The sequence below is a fragment of the Mucilaginibacter sp. FW306-07-L genome (assembly GCF_058782065.1).
Window position 1 is genome coordinate 207,973 of record NZ_JBYSXI010000001.1, and the last position, 23,633, is coordinate 231,605.

The following is a 23,633-nucleotide window of genomic DNA, read 5'->3' on the forward strand; positions in this document are numbered from 1 at the left end:
GTGGCGAAAATAAAGGTAGGTTTTGGGTTTGATGTTCACCAGTTGCGTGATCAGCACCCTTTTGTTTTAGGCGGAGTTCAATTAGATCATCATGCGGGCGCGTACGGCCATTCAGATGCCGACGTAATGCTGCATGCTATTTGCGATGCTTTGCTGGGCGCGGCTAACCTGCGCGATATCGGCTATCATTTTTCAAATAAGGACGACCGCTGGAAAGGCATCAGCAGCCTGATATTGTTACAACATGTAATAAAGCTGTTGGCCGAAAAGGGCTGGACGATAGGTAACATCGATGCCATGGTATGCCTCGAGGCACCCAAAATAAACCCACACATCCCGGCCATGCAAAAAAACATTGCCGAAGCGGCCGGCATCAGCGAAGAAGATATATCCATCAAAGCAACCACCAATGAGCAGTTAGGCTTTATAGGCCGCGAAGAGGGTGTGGTGGCTTATGCCGTGTGTTTGATCGAAAAGATATAGTTATAATTTTACAGGCATAAAAAAGGCGCTTGTTTAGAGCGCCTTTTTTTTATTATAATATTTTTATTTCTGCCTGAACCAAACCTGGATAGGTGAGCCCGAAAAATCAAAGTTCTCACGTAGTTTGTTTTCTATAAAGCGGTAATAAGGCTCCTTGATGTATTGAGGCAGATTACAAAAGAACGCGAACATGGGTGATGTACCGGCGATCTGCGTAATGTATTTAATTTTTACGTACTTGCCTTTTAATGCCGGCGGCGGATAGTTTTCAATGATCGGCAGCATTACATCATTCAGTTTTGAGGTAGCTATTTTGCGTGCACGGTTTTCATAAACCTTGTTAGCTACATCAATAACCTTTAATACGCGCTGCTTTTCGGTAACTGAGGTAAACACAATCGGAATATCAGTAAACGGTGCTGTTTTTTCCCTGATCTGCTCTTCAAAAACTTTGATAGTTTTATTGTTCTTTTCAATCAGATCCCACTTGTTTACTACAATAACGATACCTTTCTTATTCTTTTCGGCCAGGTGGAATATGTTAATATCCTGGGCTTCCAAACCTTCAACGGCATCAACCATCAGTATAATCACGTCAGCCTCTTCAAGGGCTTTAATGGTACGCATTACCGAGTAAAACTCGATATTCTCTTTAACCTTGGTTTTTTTACGCAAACCGGCAGTATCTATCAGCATAAAATCGTGCCCATACTGGTTATAGCGTATATGTATCGAATCGCGTGTGGTACCGGCGATAGGCGTAACTATATTACGCTGCTGGCCAAGTAACGCGTTGATGATAGATGACTTGCCTACGTTAGGGCGGCCAACTATCGCGTATTTAGGCAGGGCGTTTTCTTCCGGTTCTTCCTGGTCAAAGTGTTTAACCACATCGTCCAGCAACTCGCCGGTGCCCGATCCTGTCATGGAAGAGATATTGTAAAGCTCGCCCAGGCCAAGGCTGTAAAATATGGTAGCGTCAGACTGTAGCATGGTATTATCCACCTTGTTAACCACCACGAAAACAGGCTTATTGCCCTTGCGCAGCAGCGATGCTATTTCATCATCCAGGTCGGTAATGCCGGTGGTAACATCAACCATAAATAAAATCACGCTGGCTTCTTCAATGGCTATTACCACTTGCTCGCGTATGGCGGCCTCAAACACATCTTCTGACCGGGCTACGTAGCCACCGGTGTCAATTACGGTGAACGTATGGTTAGTCCACTCCGCTACACCGTAGTGCCTGTCGCGCGTAACGCCGCTAAAATCGTCAACAATGGCTTTACGTGTTTCAGTTAAACGGTTGTAAAGGGTTGACTTGCCTACGTTAGGCCTGCCTACTATAGCTACTATATTACTCATTCTGTTTTTTAGATTTGAGATTTGAGATATGAGATTTGAGACAAAAATAAGTTAAACAATACCTTATCTCAAACTAATAGCTAAATCCCTTATTTAATTGCAGATGTTGATTTTGAGTACTTAAAAGATCAATGATCTCAAATCTCCTGTCTAACATCTCAAATCTTAATTATTTATTCGTACCCGAATTTTTTCAGGTAATTCTTTTTACTGCGCCAGTCGGGTATAACCTTTACAAACATTTCTAAAAATACCTTACGCTGAAAAAACTCCTCCATGTCCAGGCGGGAATATTTGCCTACTATTTTCAGCATGTCGCCATTTTTGCCTATCAGTATGTTTTTTTGCGAGTCGCGTTCCACAATAATTTCAGCGCTGATGCGGTGTATTTTTTCCCCTTCAACAAAGGCGGTAACAATAACCTCGGTGCTGTAAGGTATCTCCTTTTTATATTGCTTAAATATTTGCGCACGTATCATCTCTGAAGCGAAGAAGCGGTCGTTACGATCTGTCAAAGCATCTTTTTCATAATAGGCCGGATGCTCGGGCAGGTGCTCCATAATAAAATCCATAATGGCTTTAAGGTTATGCTCATGCAGGGCCGATATGGCGAATACCACTTTCGGGTTTAGTTTTTGCTGCCAGTATTCAACCTTCTGAATTACAGTTTCCGGGTCCGACTGATCTATTTTATTGATCAGCACAGCTAAGGGTGCCAGTGAGCCTTCAAGCTTCCTGATCACATCGTCCTCGTCATGCTTCTCGTTAATATCGGTTACCAGTAAAATAAGGTCGGCATCAACAATAGAGCCTTCTACTTGGTGCATCATGCTCTCGTGCAGGGCATAGTGGGGTTTAATGATACCCGGCGTGTCCGAAAAAACGATCTGGAAATCATCGCCGTTAACAATACCTAAAATACGGTGCCTGGTGGTTTGCGCCTTTGGGGTGATCACCGACATTTTTTCGCCCACCAGGTGGTTCATCAGCGTTGATTTACCTGCGTTGGGTTTACCTATTATGCTAACAAAACCTGCCCTGTGACTCATAGAAACTTTTTTAAAATATATTTGGACTGCAAAGAAACGAATTATATCTTTGCAGTCCAATTCAAAACAAATCTTATTTCGATTTGATATATGAAAAAGGACTTTTTGGAGTTATGATCAAAAAGTAAAATACAAAAACAGTGCGGGATGGAGCAGTTGGTAGCTCGTCGGGCTCATAACCCGAAGGTCGTAGGTTCGAGTCCTGCTCCCGCTACCTAAAGATCAGGCAGTTACAGTAAAATGTAGCTGCCTTTGTTTTTTCTGGTCATACAATGTTCATACACGCCAGCCATCGTATGAAAGTTAATTAAACGATGCCGAATATAGATGCGGCAACGCACAAAAATATATAAATGAAAGGCTGATAACAAATTGTGTCGCTAACAAGTTCTAATTGGCTCAATCATCGTTATGAACCACTTTTGCCAGTCTGGGTGAAATTCGCAGAAAACTCTATACAACCTACTTACTGTTAGATACTCCTTTTTCACCATTCCTTTGAGCTCACCTTTTGACATGGATTCAAGTTTGCGCTCGTCAAATAACGCCATCATTGGGGTTCTATTGAATAGTTCCTCTATTTTTATTTTACTGAGTTTGGAAAAGTCTTCACCAGTAGCAGACTTTAAAAATGACAATAACTTAGGAGCGAAGGTGTCTACTTCCTCAATATTTGTATTTAAAATTCTGTTGACTTCAGCAGAGTTCCAAAATTCTACTACTTCCTCAAAATAAGCCATAAAACCGACCTGTACTTCACCAGTGTTTGGCGGATCTTGTATTACCCCGTTCTTGAAGAAATGGATTCCGAGCAGGGTAAACCCAACTGAAGCCAATGGCGAACGTAAGCTACTAAAAATGGAGCTTCCAGTGTAGTCAGATTCCGAAGCGTATTCGCGCTCCCTTGGATGCCAATAATCAAGAACAATCTTAGTCTTAGCCTTTTTTGTACATGCTTTAAGATATTCTTTAAAAAACTGGTGGGCGCCATCAATGTACGATTTTGCTATGTCCGACGGCATATTGTTAAATTTCTCTGTATTAGTATGGTCACTATAAAAGCCCCACAATTCACTTATATCATACTTCCCGGCGTTAGCATCGAACGAGCTCGTGTCGTTAGTATCAAACACCTTCAGATTCGGATATTGATCCAACAAGGTTCGATCCTTGTTCCACAAGAATACTTGAAATAAGGCCCTTGCTTTCAGATTTTCAGAAGCTCTTTTAGACGTTGATTTTCTTAAGTTAAACCTATTCGGAAGTGTAAAGCCCGCCCTGATTAATACAGTAAGTATGACCCGATCACTTTCTTTTATCTCACCGTCTGGGTTACTCTCAAGGGTTAGTTCATTAAAATAGAAGTGGCGAGCTTGTTGAGTTCCGACGCGGTCTAATTGGATGACACTGTAGTTATCTCGGTCCACCTGTTCCCAATAAAACAGTCTTGATTTTGCTTCGGCGCTCTTAACTGGCGCAACTATGTCTATTATCTTGATTACTTCAATTAAAAAAAGTTTGTAAGCCTCACTAGGAATGAACATAAAGACTGTTAGTTACCAATACCTGCAATTTATATAAACTTTTATATAATTTATATAATTCTCTCCCCCATAAAAAATGGGTCACTTTTGCTTAAGCTTCTTAACGATAACGAGGTCATTTTTACAAATCGTATGATTCAATATAGAATTTACAAATTGATTTTTTTGCTTTTGAAAGTCTCTCAACAACTTTGCCGTTTTAGATTCGGTTCTGCGCCACCCCCCACTGTCAGGGGTAGTGTGGAACAACATCCAATCGACTTCGGCTTTCATGTCCGCTATCGCATCCAGGTAGCCAAGAGCTCTTTCCCGGCCGAAACGTTCAACATACGCATCAAAGTTATTTTCATCGATTGGCTTGATAACACTTTTAAGCCGCCAATTATCGGAAAGTCGGTCTTGATCCACTTTACACCTCGACGAGATAATATCCATAATCAATGCAAATGTCAACACAAATTTAAAGAGCAGTACAAATTACATACAACTATGGAAAAGTCATCCGTATGGTCCATAGTCCGCCTCCAAAGCCCCTTATAAAGTCCATTTCAAATATGTCAATATCAATTTCATTGAAAATGAACAAGCCACTAAAACTACAATCGCCAATTGGCACCTCACCAGCACCTGCTGAAGGAAATGAGGTGATGAAATCAGGGAACACTGCTACAGACAACGAAAGTGACATGGAGGCAGCAAGGAAATTTTGGCACAGTGTCCATTACACTTTCGATGATGATGGCGCCAACCCGGCCACAGGGTGGCATTATTTGGAAAGCGAGGAAGATTGATGGTAAAACGCCTGAAACCATAAATAGAGGCAGCGGATTAGCCGAAAACGCTGTAACAGAGTAGGCACTAACGCAAATCAAAAATCGCCATGAGCACGAAAAAAGTGATTAATGATGCTGGGTATGCGTCAACAAACGACCCATACAAATTCAAGAACGGTAACAGTACGGTTACCGTTCGTCCAGGAAATGGAATAATAGTCGATAACGGCGGCCATAACAAATATGGAAGCAATACATCCGACTCATTCCTCGCCGAGCGACTGAAAAAGAAATAACCAGCATCACCACCGCCTGCGGTCAGGGATCGCAGGCGGTTTTAACCAAGAATAAATGGAGCAATTAAAAACACCGCGCCCAGCAACGAATATCCAGGTGATATGCCTTGAGGAAACGGCCTTTTACGAATTACTGGAGTCGCTATACCGGCGGTTAAAAACTGAAACCGGTGTAAAAAAGGACAAGTGGATTTCCACCGAGGAGGCCATGTTAAAATTGCGGATCAAGAGCAAAACCACGCTGCAAAGCTATAGGGACGAGGGACTGATTAGATACGCCATGCCCTCGCCTAAACTGATTCTTTACGATTCAGATTCGATTGATGAGTTCCTGGAAGATAACGCATACGAAACCTTCTAAAACCATAGAATATGGATAGCTATAAAGACCATGAAGAAACCGGCCTCACCCGTGGTGAATCGGAGCAAAGGCTTATCAGGGCTTTCAATGCCGGGTATGTGTTGAGCATGTACGAACCTCGCCTGCTCGAAAAGGTTATCGACCGAAACAAGAACAATGAGTTTGTAAAAATCATGAAGGCCGCACGGGATCAACAGGAAATTTCACGCGGTATACCCCGAAAGGAGTTTACGCCCCAATTCAAAAATGGCTACCACAATGCACGGGCATTGTGCGAACGCGAACCGAAACTGATCGAACAATTGATCCAGTCGAAAAAGATGAATAAGGATTATATCAAAGGTCTGGTGTCGGGTAAAAAAGCTTTTGAGTTCGGTCAGATACAGCAACGCGTGAAGCAACAGGCTTTGCCTGCACCAGGCAAAAAATCCTATACCAATGGATTTAACATTGGGTATAAGCTGGCGCAACATCAGCCCGAGGCGATTAAGTCGGCCTTATCGGCTAATGTGACTCAGATAGGGTATTTACAAGGAATGAAAGCGGGCTATGACCAGTTCGAAAAAGATAACCCTGTTTCAAAAGCCCGGTCAAAATCACCTGAGCAGATACAAAGTCTCCCTGAAAAAACGCGCCTTGTCGGGGAACGGGCAGAAAAAGCAAAGGAACTGCCAGTTAAAGCTGAACAGCTTTCAATCGATCAGAAGTCCGGGCACGTCGAAGCGCCGAAAGAATATGTTGCTGAACTGAAAGACCCTGGGCAAACCGAATTGCCAGTCAAAACCGCAGAGATGTCAATTGACGCGCCGGAAGGAGTGAACACCACCGAAAGGGATATTCAGGATATAGAACCGCAAAAGGACGAATAAGAAGCCGACATGAAACAATTTAATTTAGAAACGCCGATACTCAATTTTCCAGGTGAAACGCCCCTTACTATAAGGGAGTGCTTTGCTGGCATCCAGATATGGGGCGGCGTGGGGAGTGGCAAAACGACGGGATCGGGGCGCGCTTTGGCCCTTCGCTTTTTAGCCGAAGGGTTCGGCGGCCTGGTGCTGACCTGTAAAACAGACGAAAAAGACAGCTGGGTTGGCTATTGTCGCCTTTCGAAACGTAGCAAGGACCTGATTATACTGGAGCCTGAAGGGGCTTATGCGTTCAATTTTCTCCAGTATATTTCTAAGACAACGGAAGACCGCCAGGGGTTTGCCGAAAACATTTTCAGCGTCCTAAAAACAGTTATCGCGGCAGGCCAGGAAAAGGACAAAGGAAAATCAGAAGACGCATTTTGGGAGGGGGCACTCGATACCCTGATAATTTCTGCGCTAGATCTGATTTTGCTGGCCTATGGCGAGGTAACCATAGAGCGATTATTCGCTGTGGTCAGGAGTATTCCTAAGCCCAACAAGCCACAATCATCCGATAAACCGTCCGCTTTTCAAAAAGCACATCGCCTGGCACAAAAGAAAGTGGTCGAACAGGAAATTGCCTGGCAGAAAACCATTGACGGCGATACGCGAAAAATACTGGCGGCTGATGATGAAGCCTATACCGAAGCGTTATACAAGGCTGTACCGAATGCCAGGACCTTTGGCCAGGTGCATGAATTCTTTATGGATAATTACAAAGACCTGTCGGAAAAAACGAGGTCGATTATCGAGTTCATGTTTACCGGCTTTTTGTTTCGGCTGATGAGAGAGCCGGTGTTCTCGATGTTCTGCGGAAATCATTCAAATTTTCGGCCGGAAGACTGTTTTGAGGGAAAAATCATCTTAGTGAACCTGCCAACAAAACGGTATGACAAAATCGGGCGTGATTGCCAGATCCTTTTCAAATACATCTGGCAAAAGGCGGTTGAGCGCCGCGATGTTACAAAGAGCGGTCGGCCACTTTTCCTGTTTGCAGATGAGGCCCAAACTTTCATCCATGAACATGATGCTGAATATCAGGCGACTGCAAGGAGTTCAATGATTTCCACCGTTTATATTTCGCAAAACCTTGCGAACTATTTCCGAAGCATGGGTGGTGAAAAATCACAACATAAAGTTATGTCCCTGCTCGGTACGCTTTCAACGCAAATTTACCATGCAAACGCGGATCTGGAGACAAACCGCCACAGTAGCGAGATGATAGGTGATGGTCTTTTCACTCAGCCGCAGGTGTCTATGACCATGAGCAATAATAGCTATTCCGCAGGCCAGACGGTCAGCACTAAAATTGAACGCCGAGTGCGTGCCGAGGATTTCACGACCCTGCGAACGGGCTCTCCGCTAAACAATTTAGTCGTCGAAGCTTATATCGTCCGGCAGGGTGCAGCTTTCCGCAATGGAGAGAACTTTAAGAAAATCTCCTTCAAACAGAATTTCATTCCATAACGAAATAATAACTAATAAATAAAATCATGAAAAAGGAAAAACGTAACATTTATTATCATCAGGTCTATCGCAGGCATGCATTGTTCAAAGGTGTATTACTCGGATTGTTTATTGCGATAGGCAGTTGGCCGAGGTTGTTTTGCGAGTGCTGGGTTAGAAAATCAATGGGTGAAAGAGCCTTTTCGATGTCTACTTGTGTATTTATCGCCCTGCTGATTGGTTTCATCCCTTACTTAAAGGAAAATTTTCAGTCGATGATGAGTCCTTGGGGCGGCGGCGGCTTAGCTTTATGGAAGGTAATCATCAGATATCCTTCGTGGTATATGGTGATTGCAGGGTTTCTATATTTCGCCTACCAGCGCCATAAAGAGATAAAGCGCGAACCGGGAGTATTTGACTTTGCCAAATTCAGCCTGTCGCCTGGCATCATTGATGAGCGGTTTTATAAGATCAGTATCTTAGGCCAGGTGCCGACACCGAAACAAGTCGCCACACTCCTGGAACCAGCCTTGTTTCTTGCTGCCGGTATCGCCCTTGCAATACTTCAACAGCCCATCGGGTATGTGATAATCATCTGCGGCATCATTTACTCAGGTAGCTATTTTGCAGCACATGCAATTGGAGACGATTTCATCATGGATAAAATCGACGAAATGATCTGTACCGAAGAATTAATGAACACGCTAACCTATACAGAGCAGGCAGATACAAGAGGTTTTAGCCCTTACGGCAGCTTCCCTGGCAATCCTGATTTGCGCCGAAAAGTTGTTGAAAAAATGGTCGAAGACGAGGCGTTGCAAGTTTACTAAACGCTGCCTTAGCTGTGCAAAGGGAAGATGTCTGATGACTTTTAAACTAAAACATTAGTTATTTCCTCTGCACAGCTTCGGCCACAATGGAACGCCTGTTAACGCCAATGGCTTTACTTAAAACCGAACGAAGTTAACCCTAAATGCGATGAATAAACTTGTAAAAAATCCTATGCCGCCCGAGTACGCCTATCTGGAACAACCGCTGTTTGAGGCACAGGAGCATGTGTTTTTAATCAACGCTGAACTCGAAAAATGTATAGGCGATGAAACCAGTCAAAGCCGGGTAATTGCGCTACAGAAAGAGAAGTCCAGTCTGATAATAGGGTTGAAGCGAGATTTTGAAATGCAGACCTGGGAAGACGGCCCCACGACGACGGCGAGAGTTGAAGCGGTTATTGACCTATATTTAGGAGATGAGGCTTATAAAGAAGCGAAAGAAGGGTTGTCCGGGAGCGGAAAGAGTTACGAATTTTCGACTTACTGGGCGGATAAACTGGACCGGAATATCGCTGAATACGATAAACGGTACGGCATTCAGGATGACGCCCGTAATCCTTATTTGGATGAATATGATTTATCCGAGTTTGACGATTTCGATCTCGATTAACGAGCGACCTAACCTGCACTATCGATGATTTACTTAAAATAACGGGGCGCGTTCAGCGCCCTGTTTTAATATACCTGCCATGATACGGATGATACAAAGCACATCGGCCGCCCATGCAAAAAAATATTTTTCTGATGCCCTGGCTAAAGGTGATTATTACCTGGGTTCGGAAAATCAGGAGTTGCGCGGGTTCTTCACCGGCAGACTTGCAGAAAGGCTCGGCATAACCGGGCCTGCCGAAAAAGAAATTTTCTACAAATTATGCGATAATATTAACCCTATTACTGGCAGAAACTTAACCCCTTACAGCAAAGAGGAAAGGACAACGGGCTATGACATCAACTTTCATTTGCCTAAATCGGTGTCTCTACTCCATGCCCTAAGCGAGGACGGCCATATCCTGAAATGTTTCGAGCAGGCCGTGAGTGCAACTTTGGAAGAGATAGAAGCCGACAGCATGACCAGGGTGCGTAAGGGTGGAAAAAACGAGGACCGCAAAACTGGCGAGCTAGTGGCGGCAGTTTTTTATCACCAAACTTCACGCCCAGTCGGCGATATGCCGCCCGACCCTCATATGCACTGTCACGCCTACGTATTTAACGCAACATATGACCCTGTCGAAGACAAGATCAAAGCTGGACAGTTCCGTAATATCAAAAGGGATATGCCCTATTACCAAGCAAGGTTCCAGAAACGCATGTCCGACGGGCTAATTGACCTCGGCTATGATATCCGGGTAACGGACAGCGCATACGAAATTTTAGGAACACCTGAAAGCGTCATCAGACACTTTTCAAAGCGCACCGATGAAATTGGTCAGGTGGCTAAGGATTTGGGGATCACTGATCCAGAACTACTAAGTGAGTTGGGTGCAAGAACCCGTGCAAAAAAGCAAACCGGCCTTTCCATGAAAGAATTAAAAAAAGAGTGGCGCAGGCAGATCAACGAAGAGATCGCTTATGCCGATGGAGAGATGGATGCGAAAATCCGTTATGCTGACAAAAGTCGGGAAGCCCTCCTCTCAGTTAAAGACTGTGTCGATCACTCAATCGACCATTCTTTTGAACGCGCTTCTGTTATTCAGGACCGGCGGCTGATGTCCAATGCGATTAAACACAGTATAGGCGAACGTCAGATCGAAATTGCAGCCATTGAAATGGACATCAACTCCGATAAGAGATTGATTTGCGTTCAGCAAAATGGCCTGAACTATTTAACAACTACGGCAGTGCTGGCCGAAGAACGTGAAATGGTTAACCTTGCCAGAAAAGGGCAAGGAAGGTTCCGGCCGATTTATACGGTTGCGCCCGATATAAAGCTGGAGGGGGAACAAAAAGAGGCGGTCAACTATTTGCTGACCAACCCACACCAGACGAATATTTTGCGTGGCGTAGCCGGTGCAGGTAAAACGACATCGTTGAAAGAACTTGACCGCCTCATACAGACGGCTGGCAAGAAGGTCTTTTTTGTAACCCCCCTGGCAAAGTCAGCCCGGGAACAAATGCCAGCCGACGGCTTTGAGAATACCGAAACTGTTGCCAAACTTTTGTCGGATCGCACGTTTCAGAAAAATTTGGAGAATCAGGTTCTTGTCGTCGATGAAGCGGGGCAGTTAGGGGTCAAGGATATGACCGCCCTTCTCCGCCTGGCGGATGAAAAGAACTTTAGGGTTATCTACTGCGGAGATACCCGACAACACAATGCAACCTTGCGCGGCGATGGATTGCGTGTCATCAATACGATCGGGCAGATCCCGGCAGCCGAGGTCAGCAAAATTTATCGCCAGCGGAGCAACCCCCAATATCTTGCAGCGGTGAAACATCTATCAGAAGGCAATATCGAAGACGGCTTTGAAAAGCTGGATGAAATGGGCGCTATCAAGACCGTTGACCCGTTAAAGCCAAACAAGGGGATGGTTTCCGCTTATGTGGATGCTGTAAAGCGTGGCGAAACAGTTTTGGCAGTATCACCTACCCGAAAGCAAGGACGTATAATCAACAACGAGATTAGGGCTGAAATGCAAAAGGCCGGTAAAATCGGTAGAAAGGATATAGTCGTTAATAGATTGGAGAACCTCAATTTCACCGACGCTGAGAAAACGGATTGGCGGAAATATCGCCCCGGACATGTCATTCAGTTTAATCAGAACGTGCCACAGATTAAACGAGGCAGCGTTTGGCATCTGATCGAGGTTGACGAAACCGGCCTCGTCATAAAAAATGCAGATAATACCGTCCGCTCGTTACCACTGCAAAGAGCGAACGCGTTCCAAGTCTATCAGCAGCGCCAGATCGCTTTAGCCAAAGGCGATAAGCTGAAAATCACTAATGGTGGTTTTGATTTGGATGACAGGCGGTTAAGCAACGGTCAGTCAATGGAGGTGCGCAGAATTGCCAAAGACGGCACACTCCATTTGCGGAACCCCGTAAGCAAAACGAACTACAGGATAGGCAGTGGCTTCGGCCATATCGACCATGACTATTGCAGCACAAGCCACTCTGCACAAGGACGCACGGTGGACACGGTCATCATCAGCCAGCCTGCCGATACCTTTTCTGCAACAGATGCCAAGCAGTTTTATGTTTCATGCAGTCGGGGCAAACAGGCCATATCGATTTTTACGGATGATAAAGATAAACTTTTGGAACATGCCCTACACCTGGGAAACAGAACATCCGCTTTGGAATTAGTTGGCGAGCGTATCGGCGACAATGAATACGTTGTTCGAGCCGAAATGGAAAACCGCCTTAAAAATCGACCTCGGATGGCGGATAAAGCACTGCCCGTATCTGCAGAAAAGGATTATTTAATAGATGAATATGAGCCAAGAATTTAAGTTGAAATTTGCGCAGATGCAGGAAAACAATCCGAACGGGATTGAAGAGAAAGCTGACAACCGCTATTACGCGAACAGCGGCTACAACCGCAATTTAGTATTTCTCCTGCCTAATGGTAATGCGGAGGCATTTAATTACGCCTACCTGCTCCGGCTGCAATACCGATGCGATGAACCGGCAATCTACCTGATCTATACTTCATGCACGGTCAAAATTGAAGGGTATGGGTTACAGCCGCTTTTCCTTGAACTGTTCGATCAGCAAAATCGAATTATTGAATGTGTTGACGAGCGGTACAAAGCATTGGCGGAGAATATTACCACGGTAACTAAAGTAACGGTGTTACAAAGCAAATGAAGCCCTGTTACAAGGGCTTCTCAACAACGTTCAATGATCCCAATATCTATCGCCATATGCTTTGCCGTCGATCATTATGCATCCATCTTCGGTGATCGGGATAATTTCATAGCTACGATCCCATTTCATAATATGAGCACCCTTGTCATCGCTGGTAAACCAGGCAAGATAAAAACACCATCGATATTCGGTTCCGTTTGCCGTTGGGTAATCAATCAAGCTCTGAAAATACCCTTTATAATCTCTTATATTGACTAAGTGCATTGCCTCTTCTTCCATATCCGGATGATTGTTCGGACTATATTTCATTTTAAATCTCCTTGTGAAAAAAAGGCCGTCCGGGGTTTCGGACGGCCCAGTTATTAGGCTTTCAGTTCCAATTCGGCTTCGATCAATGCGTCTTCGTCCGTAACAATGCGGGTTGCATCGCGGGCGGCTCGAAGGTAGACACTTAAATTGTATCGCCCTGCAAATTGCGGATCAGCGACCAGTTTCTTGTCTTCGTTCTGCAATCCTCGGATTTTGGAAAGATTGATAAGCCCCAGCTTGATTGTACCATCACCGAAATCGGTAATTCCGTAAGCCATATTGTGCTTGAAGAATAATTCACTAATTAACCATTGGCTGTTAGAATTCGTCAGATAAAGTCGTGCCACTGGTGCGTAGTCTTTGTGCGGTAATTCGCCATTGTTGATGAGCTGGCTGAATTGTGATTTGGTAAAGAGTTGAGTGGTCATTTGTTTTCCTTTTCTGTTAGGAGTTGATGGTTACAGGAAATGAAAAAACCGGAGTATTAGCGACGGATGCAACCTGTTATTTTGCTTCGCGAGGAATGCCGCAGGCAGGGGAAAATAACATTTGCATACGGAGTGACTTCGGTTAATTTCCGTCCGTAACTCCTCAATCCGTCATAACAGAAATGGAAAACACATTGCTCCCCGTCTAATTTAATCCACGGTATGCTACTTTAGTGAGGCGTTGTAAAAAGAATGCTGCGCGGGGACACCCCCCGTGCAGCAAATTCGCCCAGGATTTAAGTTGGCTGAAGTTCATACAGATAATCAAAGGCTGTGGAGGCATCGGCAGCAGCAGTTACCAACATTTGCTTATTATCTTTTAAGACCTTAATCCACGTTTCAATATAAGCGGCATGATCTCCTTTTTGCAGGATCGAGATATTGTGTTCTGCACAAATAAATGATGCGCCGAGCTCAGCGACCAGCTCTTCATACGCGTATTCGCTATCGCCGAACCTTTTGCCCTTTACTCGGTTAAGGCGGTGCGGCGCACCAGACCAGTGAGTTAGCTCATGCAGTAATGTCGAATAATAGCCTTCAACAGCGGTTACTGAATTGGTATCAATAAATTTTTCAAGGTAAGGCAGGCGGATTTTGTCATCGACTCGGTTATAACAGGGGTCACCGTCATAGCACATGATAACCGCTCCAGTGTTCGCAACAAACTCGTCTAAAACGGCGTGTCGCTCAAAAGGTTCAGCCGATGTCGTTTGCGGAGCCAGTTCTGTTTCATCCGCCTTCCAGCTTTGTAGCTGACTGCGGTTAAAGACCCAGAATCGCTGGACGTAGCCGACTTCCTCGGTTTCGCCGTCGACCTCTACTTCGCGTTTGCCGTATTTAATGATCATGGCCTTCTGCTTTTCGCCTTTGCGAATGTATTCGCCTTTTGCCTTCCAGTGGTTGAAAGTTCCCCATTCATTGGTTTCAAAGTTGTTTTTTAGCATGGCAGTCCATAAAAGCAGAATGTTGACCCCGCGATACTTATTGCCGGTGGAGGTATTAAACGGTAAACCGTTCAAAGCCGGGTTGTTGCTTTTCCAGGGCTGCTGCCAGGGAACAACGCCCTGTTCAAGCTGTTCTATGATAATATCTGTAATTTGCTGATGCGTGTCTTGACGCACATGTTTTTTAGATTTTGTGCTTATTGCGGCAGTCATATAAAACCCTTTCTGTCGTTGCGATGGTTAGAGGTGATGCCAAACCAAAGGCTTAGCGACGAATGCAACATGTTATTTTGGTTGGGCGGGTGAATGCCGGAGGCAGAGCGAAAATAATATTTGCGTGAGGAACGGCTTTGGTTATCACCGCTTCGCAACCATCATTCGCAACGAGGGAAAGTATTATAAAACTGTTGCAAGACGCCTTAAAATTTAACGTGTGGGCTTTGGAACGAATCGCGTAAGTGTTACGTCATCGGTGACTATGCGTCGCGATACATGGGCGGCATCTGCATAAACAGACATGCCATAATTGCCTTTAAATGCCTCGTCTATTTGTAAAATGATACCCGCATCTGGATTTTCTGCATCCTGCACTTCCGGCAGATAGCAGTAACCAAGTTCGGGGAAAGCAAAACCTAGATCACATAGGCCAAAGGCAAGATCAGGCTCGTCGGCATAAAGTTCGTTTATAAGCCACGTGCAGGACGTATTACTCAGAAATAGCCGAACAACCGGCTGATGGTTCCTGTCTGGATTAGCGCCGTTATTTAAAAGTTGTTCGCGCTGTGCTGGGGTAAATAGGTTCATCCTATCTCCATTCTGTTAGTCTGTTAAATATCTTGCTGTTCAGGTTTCATTACGTTGATAAGCCCAGATCCGATGAGCATTTGGATTCAAGTCTGATTAATTCGGCTTTAGGCTGATAGCATTCATGTGCCAGGCATTTAAATCTTTGTGATCTTGATAAAGATAATTTAAAGGCTTATGCGTGAGACCAGGCTCGGTAAGAATAAAATCATCAAAGCGCCGTTGCGCAGCTGAACCCGCTTTGTCATTATCCATCCAAGTGTAAGCGTACTGGTAGCCATAGTTTTTAATGTACCGTATGGCGTGGTCAACGCAGGCAACGGAATTGAGAACGATTATATCGTGTATCAGCTTCCCTTTTTTCAGGGTTAGGTAAGTGAGGAAATCCATGAAACCTTCGAAGATCATCACAGCATCCGGCTTTGGGTCATCGGCGCGGATAAAGCTGATCGTCTTAGGCGAAAGAGAGCTTTTCATCAGACGGTTTCGCAATTCATATCCCCCATCTTCGTTTTTAAACCCAAGCGCATACATGCGGGTGCGGCCGTTTGAGTGCCGGACATATACTTCCTGAACAAATTTTCTTGCTAGTTTTACGTTGATACCGCGCTGTTCGAGGTAGCGGATCAGGATAAGATTTTCGAGTTCCATTTCCTGAACCAGCTTCCACTTGCTTTTCTTTTCCCGTACCAGATCACGTGGTTTGAACTGCGTCGGGTCAAGATCGGTATTGCGAAGCCAGCGCAGCGCGTCTTCCGGGCGATAGCCATACCCCTGAAACTTTAGGATCTGTACGACGAGTTCAAAGGCGTTGCCGCCGATGCCCTCTCCATGATCGAACCAGACATTGCTTCCTTTCTGAACATGAAAGCTCGGTGTGCGTTCATTTCGGAACGGAGAGTAAAAGGTCGCGTCAGTTTCAGTTTCGTTGGCTGGTTTAAGATCAAGTTTTAATAAAATTTCGGCAATAGCGATGGCTTTCGCCTGCTCAATATTCATTTGGGCGCTCCTTGTATAACTATTATGGTTTTTTAATTTTTAGGCTTGTCTGATGAGACGACGGCTTTCCGCGTGGGCATCGATGATTGATTGTCGATAGACAATCACGCCTTTGCGGATCTGCGGCTTAAGGTCATAGGTTTTTCTTGAATCCCAGGTTGAATATGATTTTGGAGAAAACCCGGTTCGTCTGGAAGCCTGCTTTCGATTTATAAAAATTTCTTCTTCGTTATTCATACTTTCCCTTCCGTGCTAATGCTGCGTAATAACGCGGCCTGTCATAATGAAAGCAACCTGTGATTGTCAAACAAAATTCTGTAAATCAACGATGTGATATGTATAAGCACACCTAAGTATGCGTAAGACATGATCTAAGCTTATCGTTGACAAAGTAAAATCAGGAACGTCTGTTAAAGAAAATTAGATAAAATCTCCCACAGGATAATTCATAAAACGCAGGAGTTACGATGGTTCACATCGAAGATTTGCAAAAAGCACATTACGCGGCAGCGAGGCTAGTAAAAACATTCGGAGATGAATATCTGGTTTTCTTTCAACGCATCTATAGGGAACTAGTCGAAACGCACAAAAAACAAGAACTAAAACTTATTGCCTTATCCTTTGCGTCTGCCCAAAACGATCCAGAAGCGTAATCAAGTAGGCTTTATCACACGAACAACGTTGCTTCTCCGATGCTACAAAACAATTAAAATATGAGCAGTTGCTCAATTTCAATAAATCAACTAAATTCGAGAAAATTATCCTATGCCTATTACTGCCACCACAGTTCCTATTGATTTTGATAGTACAGGTAACCGCTGGGTTATTACCAATGAAAATGAGCTTGCTCGCCTCGTTGGATTGGTTATGAAATGCGAGTTTGGGCATGCTGAAGCAGTTTTGCAAAATATAACAGTTGATAAGATTGTTTACACTGCTGCACAGGATGCCGATATGAAAGCAAGCGTAATAAAAGCGTTAACGCTGAAAATTGATCCTTCAACAGGGAAGGAGGAGCGGAATACTGCAAAATGGCAGCGAGATGGCGTGCTGTTCGAAGCGATATCCTGGATTGTTGCGCGTAAACACAGTTCCGCAGATACACTACTACGTGATCCTCATATAGGTTCCACAACGCAGGGGCTTGACGGTTTAATGATTGAATTAAATGCCGCTAAAACAGATATTGTAAGCACTACTGTCTTTGAGGACAAATGCACTGAAAATGCTGAACATACGTTTTCCTATGTCACCATTCCTGCACTAAAAGCACATCACATTAACCATCGAAAGGTTCTAGAAAGTGCTACAACCATGCTCCGTCAAGAGTTCAAAGCCGGAACACTCAATGCCATCGCAGCAAAATCAGTCGGGATGAGCGTTCGCCAATATCGTTCCAGTTTAACAATTGAGTTGACGGAAGATAATCAAACCGAAAGAGGAAGAATATTCAAAAAATATAACAAACTCGCGGGCATCAACCAATCGGCACGCATCGGTTGTACATTTATTACTGCGGCTAATATGCGTGACTGGTTTGAGGATTTTACACAAAAAGTAATAAATAGCCTTTGATATGTTCGACCCGGAATCCTCCAAATTACTTAAAAGCGCACCTTCTGTATCAGGCATTGATGCAAACGATCTCCCGCGCTTACTCACCGAAATTTATACTCAGTTAGTTACGGAACGTGTCAGGGGTATTACTGACGATAACGCGATAGACTCAATTGAACGCTTAGTTGTAATTGCCAATAGCTATGAGAGTATTGCCGTCACCACTAGCGATAGGGCTACTGGCCGAGCATCCGCATTTGTGGCTGCTAGTGCGTATCAAATTCTAGGGAAAACTTTGCAATCAAAAGACGAAGAACAGATCGATGACAATGTATTTAATCGAGACCATATCAATGGTGATATGGCTGCAGCTTTATTATTTCTTTTCGCTCAACAATTACCTGATGCTCGTGAAGCGATATTGAGATTTAACGGCGTTAGTCAAGCTGCACCTTTTGTCATACAGCAATTATCCGCATCACTTGTCGACTTTGTTCAGGAAAGATTCGGGAGCATCATTAGACGTGCAAAATCACGCCGAAACGAGGCTAATACAATCCAGACGGAAGAAGTATATCCTGATCGTGCGACTTCTCACTTATATGAACTTATATTAGAAGGGCTAGAATTGCTCGCAGCAACAATATTAGGAGAAAATCCGTCAGAATTTTCCGGCCGTGTTGTCGATAGTTCAATGTCAATATTCCAACAAGTAATCCAACTAAGCACCCGACAATTTGATATTCCTGGATTAAATGGCGGTTACTTATCAACATATCCAGGCCCAGCCCATTTGGCAACTTTATTAGATAGCTTAGGTCCTACTCTGTTAGATGCTTCTATTTTATTGTTGCCGGCACCTGATGGCGCAGATCCTGATATTTGGTGGAAATGGCTAAATTTTCGCGCTTTACAAAAGCCCTTGCTGTGGCCGAATCATAAAGTGGCTATTGAAAAAGGATTTCATCTGCCAGGCAATTCAGCTATTTTGGTGTTACCCACTGGGGCGGGAAAAACTACGATCTCAGAGTTTAAAATCGCAGCAACGCTTGCATCTGGCAAGCAAGTTTTATTTCTAGCACCCACAAATGCTTTAGTGGATCAACTACGTCGTGATTTAGCGGAATCCTTGCCGCCAGAGATTTTTGGCATGGATGTAGACATTGATACAGACTTGTTAACTGCCATTAAGGGTTCACTTTCAGACCTTTCGATTATGACTCCCGAAAAGTGTCTTGCGGTCTTAAACTTCAATCCTGACGCGTTTGAAGGAATAGGTTTAGTAATATTTGATGAATGTCATAGTCTTTCGGCTGAATCTGGAAGTTTGCGACGTGCGCTTGATGGAATGTTAGTAATACTTCGATTAGCCTCTTTGCTACCTGAAGTAGATTTTCTGTTTCTTTCAGCGATGATTGACAGCTCAGAATTATTTGCAGAATGGATTGAAGAGTTAACAGATAAAACGTGTATTTCGTTAGAACTTGTATGGAAACCAAGTAGACAAGCGCGTGGCGTTGTTATTTATTCGAGACAGGACATAGAAGCCGTAGAAAATGCCGCTACAACACTTCAGTCAGATTTAGATAAAAGTGCATTGTCTCGTGGAGAAAGTCCCACAAGCGGCCTACAAACAGCACCAAAAAATTTATTAAAAGCTGTTCCTTATGCGTTATTTGGTCTGGTCAATAATTGGCATCCGGATCAACCGCAAGATATTCGCCTCCGGAAACTGGCGGAAGAAGCTTATTCTCTTAATTATGAATTTACGAGTAATCGCTCCGTTATTGCAAAAACGAATGGAAACGGTGTATCTCGAAAAGTGGCAATCGCTTCAGCCCGGGCTGGTTTAAAAACGATTGTTTTTATGAACAATACTGCATGGGTGAACAAATCCGCGCGCGAGACAGGTGAAGAACTTGGCTTTACTGTTAATTATAACGCCCATGAAGCGCGGTTATTTAAAAGTATTGAAGCAGAGTTCGGTGATCCAGCATATTCAATAATGCATAATATTTCATGTGCTGTGCCACATCACGCCGATTTGATTTCTCATGAGAGACAACTTGCTGAAAGTTTATTTAGCAGGAATGACGGAGCAAGAATCATCTACGCAACGACGACTCTGTCTCAAGGAATGAATTTACCAGCACAAGTAGCCATTTTATCGGCGGATGAACGTGCTTCGTTAGGCGGAGCTTATATAACTCAAGAACCCATGAAAGCGCATGAGTTATTGAATGCCGCTGGTCGAGCTGGACGTGCTGGGTATCTTGCCAATGGTCTAGTAATACTTGTACCGCGAAATCTAATCGCCTTTACAGACAATGTGCCAGAAAGGAATGCGCATAGTGTACTTCAATCAATAATCCCAGAAGATGAGCGATGTGTAGCTATCGTTGATCCTTTAAGAAGAATTCTAGATCAAATTCAACAACACTTACCGTTAAATGCAGACACTGAGTATTTAATTAATCGATTGGGTAACAGTGGTAATCAAACAAATTCAATAGAGGGATTATTCAAACGTTCGCTTGGACATTTTATTGCACAAAAACATCAGGAACTTGAATCATTTGAGTCGGCTTTAGAAGCTTTTATCAAGCGAATAGACGAAATTGACCAAAAACTTGATTTACCTGACTGGTTGCGGCAACTATCAATTCAATCGGGTATATCCCCTGAGATACTTAACGACCTACACAAATCACTCAATGAGAGTTATGACAATCTGCCAATAACCATATTAAGCTGGACAGAATGGATGCTTGATTGGTTGGCTTCCAATGAAAGTGCTGGGAGATTCTGCTTCGGAGTTGACTTTCTTCCATTAAAAACCATTGGGGGAGTTCAAGGCGTAACGCCTACCAATTATTTAGCAATAATGTCTACTCTTAAAAAGGGGATGATATCTTGGTTAAAAGGCGAAACTCTGGCGGATGTTGAACGAGCCATGGGAGGAACCCTTGCTGGGCTGAAAATAACTTGCCCTAAAGCTCGCGAAGTAGCTACAAATATTGCGCCTCGCTGCTTATCTTATTTTTCAACCTTTATTGTGCAAATTGTAAAGAAAATTGCAGAAGATCGAGGCTTTATATTAGAGGCATTAGCAGTACTTGAGTGTCTGCCTAGTGCTATTTCGCAAGGTTCCGAAACTCCGGAATTATTAGCCTACATGCAGATAACGAAAACCCGCTACAGAACTAGAGTTAGCGCGCATACCGAATTTAAATCACAGTTTGCAGGGTTGTTACTCCCTCATGATATGCCTTACATAAACTTGCTACAGATCCTTAGCGGCTTTTTAGCTTAAATTTTATTTCAGATATAATATTTTAAAGAGGATAAACTATTACTTGATTTTGCTAATATTTTTAGCATATCTTTGTCTTTACATTCCTATCATAGGAATATATACTTACAAGGATGAGTCGGACAAAGCAAGACATTATCGAGCAGTTGCGGAATGATATTCTGCTAAAGCAGGGCTTCAAGCCTGCGGCTACTGATGCTGCGCATATTCCGGGACTTGAACATATTGAAGCTGCGTTTCCAACCGGAATTTTACCGACAGGAATGCTGCATGAATTCCTTTGTGAACCAGGTGAGCAATCTGCGGTTAGTGGGGGCTTTATTACCGGCCTGTTGGCTTCCCTGGCAAACAATGGCGGCGTTTGCGTCTGGGTAAGCACAAAGCGCATGTTGTTTCCGCCCGCCCTTAAAACCTTCGGAATTGAACCCGATCAGATTATCTTTATTGATGCTGCCCGTGAAAAAGAAGTGCTGTGGATCGTTGAAGAAGCTTTGAAGTGCTGCGGCTTTACGGCAGTTATCGCTGAATTAAGCGAGTTAAGCTTTACTCAGTCAAGGCGCTTGCAGCTGGCCGTTGAAGAAAGCCATGTAACCGGCTTTTTGTTACGAACTGATCCTGAAAAACTTAATCCCACCGCCTGCGCTGCGCGCTGGCGTATCACCGCATTGCCGACCGAGCCGGAAGAAGGCTTGCCTGGGGTTGGCTTTCCACGATGGAAGGTCGAATTACTGAAAGTCAAAAACGGCAACCCTGGTACATGGCAACTCGAATGGCACGGCAATAAATTCATATCACTGAACAGCCAGTCGGCGGTCAGTGTTCCGGTCCCTCATCAAATTAGAAAGGCAGGATGAGCACATGGAACGGCGCTTTATGGCTTTATGGTTTTGCCGGTTAAAAACCGATTGGCTTATGTTGCGTAGGCCGGAGCTTGCGAATGTTCCGGTCGTATTCGCCATATCAGAGCAAAACCGTATCATCATTACGGCACTTAACCATATAGCCGAAGCTGAGGGTTTAAATGTTGGAATGCGCGTGGCCGATGCCAAAGCGATTATTCGCAATGTCAAAGTATTGGACGATAGCCCTGGCAGAGAAGCAAAGTTGTTAAGCGCAATTGGTAAATGGTGCATTCGCTATACGCCAATTGTCGCCCTTGACCTGCCTGATGGCCTGTTATTTAACTGCACGGGCTGTACCCATCTCTGGGGCGGTGAACAGGAATATCTTGAAGATGTTGTCAGCCGTTTTAAAGCAAAGGGATATACTGTCCGGGCGGCAATTGCTGATACTGTCGGCGCAGCGTGGGCAATAGCACGCTATGGCCAGCGCAATACTGTTATCCCTTCGGGTCAACATAAATCTTCCCTTATGCAGTTGCCGCCGGTCGCCCTGCGACTGGATAGCGTGATACTGGATAAGCTGCATAAATTGGGCTTTCGGCGTATTGAAAGTTTTGCCTCAATTCCCTTTAGCAGTTTACGGCGAAGGTTTGGCGATATGCTGTTATTACGAATGATGCAGGCTTTTGGCGAAGTCGAGGAATATATTAAACCCATCATTGTTCCCGAAGCTTACCAGGAACGGCTTCCAAGCCTCGAACCCATACGCACAAGGCCGGGTATTGAAATTGCCCTGCGTCAGCTTTTGGAAAACTTGGGACAGCGGCTAATCAGCGAGGGCAAAGGAATTCGTACTGCTGTTCTTGCAACCTATCGTGTCGACGGCAAAGTTCAGAAAATAGAGATTGGAACTAATCAGGCCAATTGCAACGTCGAACACTTGATGAAACTGTTTGAAGAAAAAATCGGCACCATTGAACCGGCCTTAGGCATTGAACTGTTTGTACTGGAAGCATTACGAGTTGAAGATATTGATGTTACACAGAATGCATTGTGGGCGGCAAAGCCTGGCTTACAGGCCAATGGTATTCTGGAGTTTCTTGACCGGGTTGCCGGAAAGATCGGGCCACAAGCCATCCATCGCTACCTGCCGCAGGAACGTTACTGGCCGGAACGGTCGTTAAAACCGACGGCAAATCCGAAAGAACAACCACAAACAAGCTGGCGCAAGGATGCGCAGCGTCCAATGCAGTTATTACGTCGGCCTGAAGCTATTCTTGTAACGGCACCGATACCCGATCATCCCCCAATGCTGTTTCGGTACAAAAATAAAACCCATTATATCAAACGCGCGGACGGCCCTGAACGGGTAGAGCGCGAGTGGTGGCTGGATGAAGGTGAGCACCGCGATTATTACCAGGTCGAAGATCAGACTGGCAATCGTTATTGGGTATTTCGTTCAGGGCACTATGGTGCGGAACGGACGGAGTGGTTTTTACATGGATTTTTTGCGTAACT

General features: G+C 44.4%; 25 protein-coding genes and 1 tRNA gene. 16 read left to right on the forward strand and 10 right to left on the reverse strand.

The window, feature by feature from the left end; all coding sequences use genetic code 11:
* Entirely contained in the window at nt 1–483 is a 483-nt protein-coding gene (ispF, locus tag AC3WJC_RS00930) for a 2-C-methyl-D-erythritol 2,4-cyclodiphosphate synthase (protein WP_492397189.1), read from the forward strand.
* A 63-nt stretch (nt 484–546) separates the two neighbouring features.
* Here the strand turns inward: ispF and der are convergent, their stop codons facing one another.
* A complete protein-coding gene (der, locus tag AC3WJC_RS00935) occupies nt 547–1,848 on the reverse strand; it encodes a ribosome biogenesis GTPase Der (protein WP_492397190.1) in 1,302 nt (433 codons plus the stop codon).
* Between the two features lie 173 nt (nt 1,849–2,021).
* Nucleotides 2,022–2,897, reverse strand: coding sequence for a GTPase Era (gene era, locus AC3WJC_RS00940; protein WP_492397191.1), 876 nt, complete (start codon nt 2,895–2,897; stop codon nt 2,022–2,024).
* Nucleotides 2,898–3,038: 141 nt separating this feature from the next.
* On the opposite strand from era, the gene AC3WJC_RS00945 reads away from it, so the two are divergent.
* A tRNA-Met gene (locus AC3WJC_RS00945) sits at nt 3,039–3,111 on the forward strand.
* A gap of 166 nt (nt 3,112–3,277) precedes the next feature.
* On the opposite strand, the gene AC3WJC_RS00950 is transcribed toward AC3WJC_RS00945, so the two are convergent.
* Both AC3WJC_RS00950 and AC3WJC_RS00955 read right to left on the reverse strand, forming a co-directional pair.
* Nucleotides 3,278–4,441 (reverse strand): hypothetical protein, encoded by a 1,164-nt coding sequence (locus AC3WJC_RS00950; RefSeq protein WP_492397192.1) that lies wholly within the window; start codon nt 4,439–4,441, stop codon nt 3,278–3,280.
* 81 nt (nt 4,442–4,522) lie between these two features.
* Nucleotides 4,523–4,876 carry a hypothetical protein gene (locus AC3WJC_RS00955; protein ID WP_492397193.1) on the reverse strand — a complete coding sequence of 118 codons (354 nt, stop codon included), beginning with the start codon at nt 4,874–4,876 and terminating at the stop codon, nt 4,523–4,525.
* 143 nt (nt 4,877–5,019) lie between these two features.
* Between AC3WJC_RS00955 and AC3WJC_RS00960 the strand changes: the two genes are divergently transcribed.
* The 9 genes from AC3WJC_RS00960 (at nt 5,020) to AC3WJC_RS01000 (ending at nt 12,859) form a co-directional block, all read left to right on the forward strand.
* Complete coding sequence (locus tag AC3WJC_RS00960; protein ID WP_492397194.1) at nt 5,020–5,232, forward strand: hypothetical protein; 213 nt, start codon at nt 5,020–5,022, stop codon at nt 5,230–5,232.
* A gap of 89 nt (nt 5,233–5,321) precedes the next feature.
* Nucleotides 5,322–5,510, forward strand: a complete 189-nt coding sequence (locus AC3WJC_RS00965) for a hypothetical protein (RefSeq protein ID WP_492397195.1) — start codon at nt 5,322–5,324, stop codon at nt 5,508–5,510.
* A gap of 55 nt (nt 5,511–5,565) precedes the next feature.
* Complete coding sequence (locus AC3WJC_RS00970; RefSeq protein ID WP_492397196.1) at nt 5,566–5,871, forward strand: helix-turn-helix domain-containing protein; 306 nt, start codon at nt 5,566–5,568, stop codon at nt 5,869–5,871.
* An 11-nt stretch (nt 5,872–5,882) separates the two neighbouring features.
* On the forward strand, nt 5,883–6,740 hold the full coding sequence (locus AC3WJC_RS00975) for a hypothetical protein (protein WP_492397197.1): 858 nt from the start codon (nt 5,883–5,885) through the stop codon (nt 6,738–6,740).
* A gap of 9 nt (nt 6,741–6,749) precedes the next feature.
* On the forward strand, nt 6,750–8,246 hold the full coding sequence (locus tag AC3WJC_RS00980; protein WP_492397198.1) for a type IV secretory system conjugative DNA transfer family protein: 1,497 nt from the start codon (nt 6,750–6,752) through the stop codon (nt 8,244–8,246).
* Nucleotides 8,247–8,272: 26 nt separating this feature from the next.
* Nucleotides 8,273–9,055 (forward strand): hypothetical protein, encoded by a 783-nt coding sequence (locus AC3WJC_RS00985; RefSeq protein ID WP_492397199.1) that lies wholly within the window; start codon nt 8,273–8,275, stop codon nt 9,053–9,055.
* Between the two features lie 148 nt (nt 9,056–9,203).
* A complete protein-coding gene (locus tag AC3WJC_RS00990) occupies nt 9,204–9,665 on the forward strand; it encodes a hypothetical protein (protein WP_492397200.1) in 462 nt (153 codons plus the stop codon).
* 88 nt (nt 9,666–9,753) lie between these two features.
* Nucleotides 9,754–12,501 (forward strand): MobF family relaxase, encoded by a 2,748-nt coding sequence (gene mobF, locus AC3WJC_RS00995; protein WP_492397201.1) that lies wholly within the window; start codon nt 9,754–9,756, stop codon nt 12,499–12,501.
* Nucleotides 12,485–12,859: a hypothetical protein gene (locus AC3WJC_RS01000; protein ID WP_492397202.1), complete on the forward strand. Its 375-nt coding sequence runs from the start codon at nt 12,485–12,487 to the stop codon at nt 12,857–12,859. The genes mobF and AC3WJC_RS01000 overlap by 17 nt, the downstream gene beginning before the upstream one ends.
* Nucleotides 12,860–12,889: 30 nt before the next feature.
* On the opposite strand, the gene AC3WJC_RS01005 is transcribed toward AC3WJC_RS01000, so the two are convergent.
* The 6 genes from AC3WJC_RS01005 to AC3WJC_RS01030 all read right to left on the reverse strand — a co-directional run bounded on the left by AC3WJC_RS01005 (nt 12,890) and on the right by AC3WJC_RS01030 (nt 16,640).
* Complete coding sequence (locus AC3WJC_RS01005) at nt 12,890–13,138, reverse strand: hypothetical protein (protein WP_492397203.1); 249 nt, start codon at nt 13,136–13,138, stop codon at nt 12,890–12,892.
* Between the two features lie 83 nt (nt 13,139–13,221).
* Nucleotides 13,222–13,596: a DUF2958 domain-containing protein gene (locus AC3WJC_RS01010; protein WP_492397204.1), complete on the reverse strand. Its 375-nt coding sequence runs from the start codon at nt 13,594–13,596 to the stop codon at nt 13,222–13,224.
* A gap of 296 nt (nt 13,597–13,892) precedes the next feature.
* Nucleotides 13,893–14,813, reverse strand: a complete 921-nt coding sequence (locus AC3WJC_RS01015) for an ArdC family protein (RefSeq protein WP_492397205.1) — start codon at nt 14,811–14,813, stop codon at nt 13,893–13,895.
* A gap of 213 nt (nt 14,814–15,026) precedes the next feature.
* Complete coding sequence (locus tag AC3WJC_RS01020; protein ID WP_492397206.1) at nt 15,027–15,404, reverse strand: DUF2958 domain-containing protein; 378 nt, start codon at nt 15,402–15,404, stop codon at nt 15,027–15,029.
* A 96-nt stretch (nt 15,405–15,500) separates the two neighbouring features.
* Entirely contained in the window at nt 15,501–16,403 is a 903-nt protein-coding gene (locus AC3WJC_RS01025) for a DUF8464 domain-containing protein (protein WP_492397207.1), read from the reverse strand.
* A 39-nt stretch (nt 16,404–16,442) separates the two neighbouring features.
* Nucleotides 16,443–16,640 carry a hypothetical protein gene (locus AC3WJC_RS01030; protein ID WP_492397208.1) on the reverse strand — a complete coding sequence of 66 codons (198 nt, stop codon included), beginning with the start codon at nt 16,638–16,640 and terminating at the stop codon, nt 16,443–16,445.
* 230 nt (nt 16,641–16,870) lie between these two features.
* Here AC3WJC_RS01030 and AC3WJC_RS01035 point away from each other — a divergent pair, with 230 nt between their 5' ends.
* The 5 genes from AC3WJC_RS01035 to AC3WJC_RS01055 all read left to right on the forward strand — a co-directional run bounded on the left by AC3WJC_RS01035 (nt 16,871) and on the right by AC3WJC_RS01055 (nt 23,631).
* Nucleotides 16,871–17,056 carry a hypothetical protein gene (locus AC3WJC_RS01035; protein WP_492397209.1) on the forward strand — a complete coding sequence of 62 codons (186 nt, stop codon included), beginning with the start codon at nt 16,871–16,873 and terminating at the stop codon, nt 17,054–17,056.
* A 112-nt stretch (nt 17,057–17,168) separates the two neighbouring features.
* Complete coding sequence (locus AC3WJC_RS01040) at nt 17,169–17,978, forward strand: hypothetical protein (protein WP_492397210.1); 810 nt, start codon at nt 17,169–17,171, stop codon at nt 17,976–17,978.
* Nucleotide 17,979: 1 nt separating this feature from the next.
* Nucleotides 17,980–21,273, forward strand: a complete 3,294-nt coding sequence (locus AC3WJC_RS01045; protein WP_492397211.1) for a DEAD/DEAH box helicase — start codon at nt 17,980–17,982, stop codon at nt 21,271–21,273.
* A gap of 113 nt (nt 21,274–21,386) precedes the next feature.
* Nucleotides 21,387–22,127 (forward strand): ImuA family protein, encoded by a 741-nt coding sequence (locus AC3WJC_RS01050; protein WP_492397212.1) that lies wholly within the window; start codon nt 21,387–21,389, stop codon nt 22,125–22,127.
* Nucleotides 22,128–22,131: 4 nt separating this feature from the next.
* A complete protein-coding gene (locus tag AC3WJC_RS01055; RefSeq protein WP_492397213.1) occupies nt 22,132–23,631 on the forward strand; it encodes a Y-family DNA polymerase in 1,500 nt (499 codons plus the stop codon).
* The last annotated feature ends 2 nt before the right edge of the window (nt 23,632–23,633 follow it).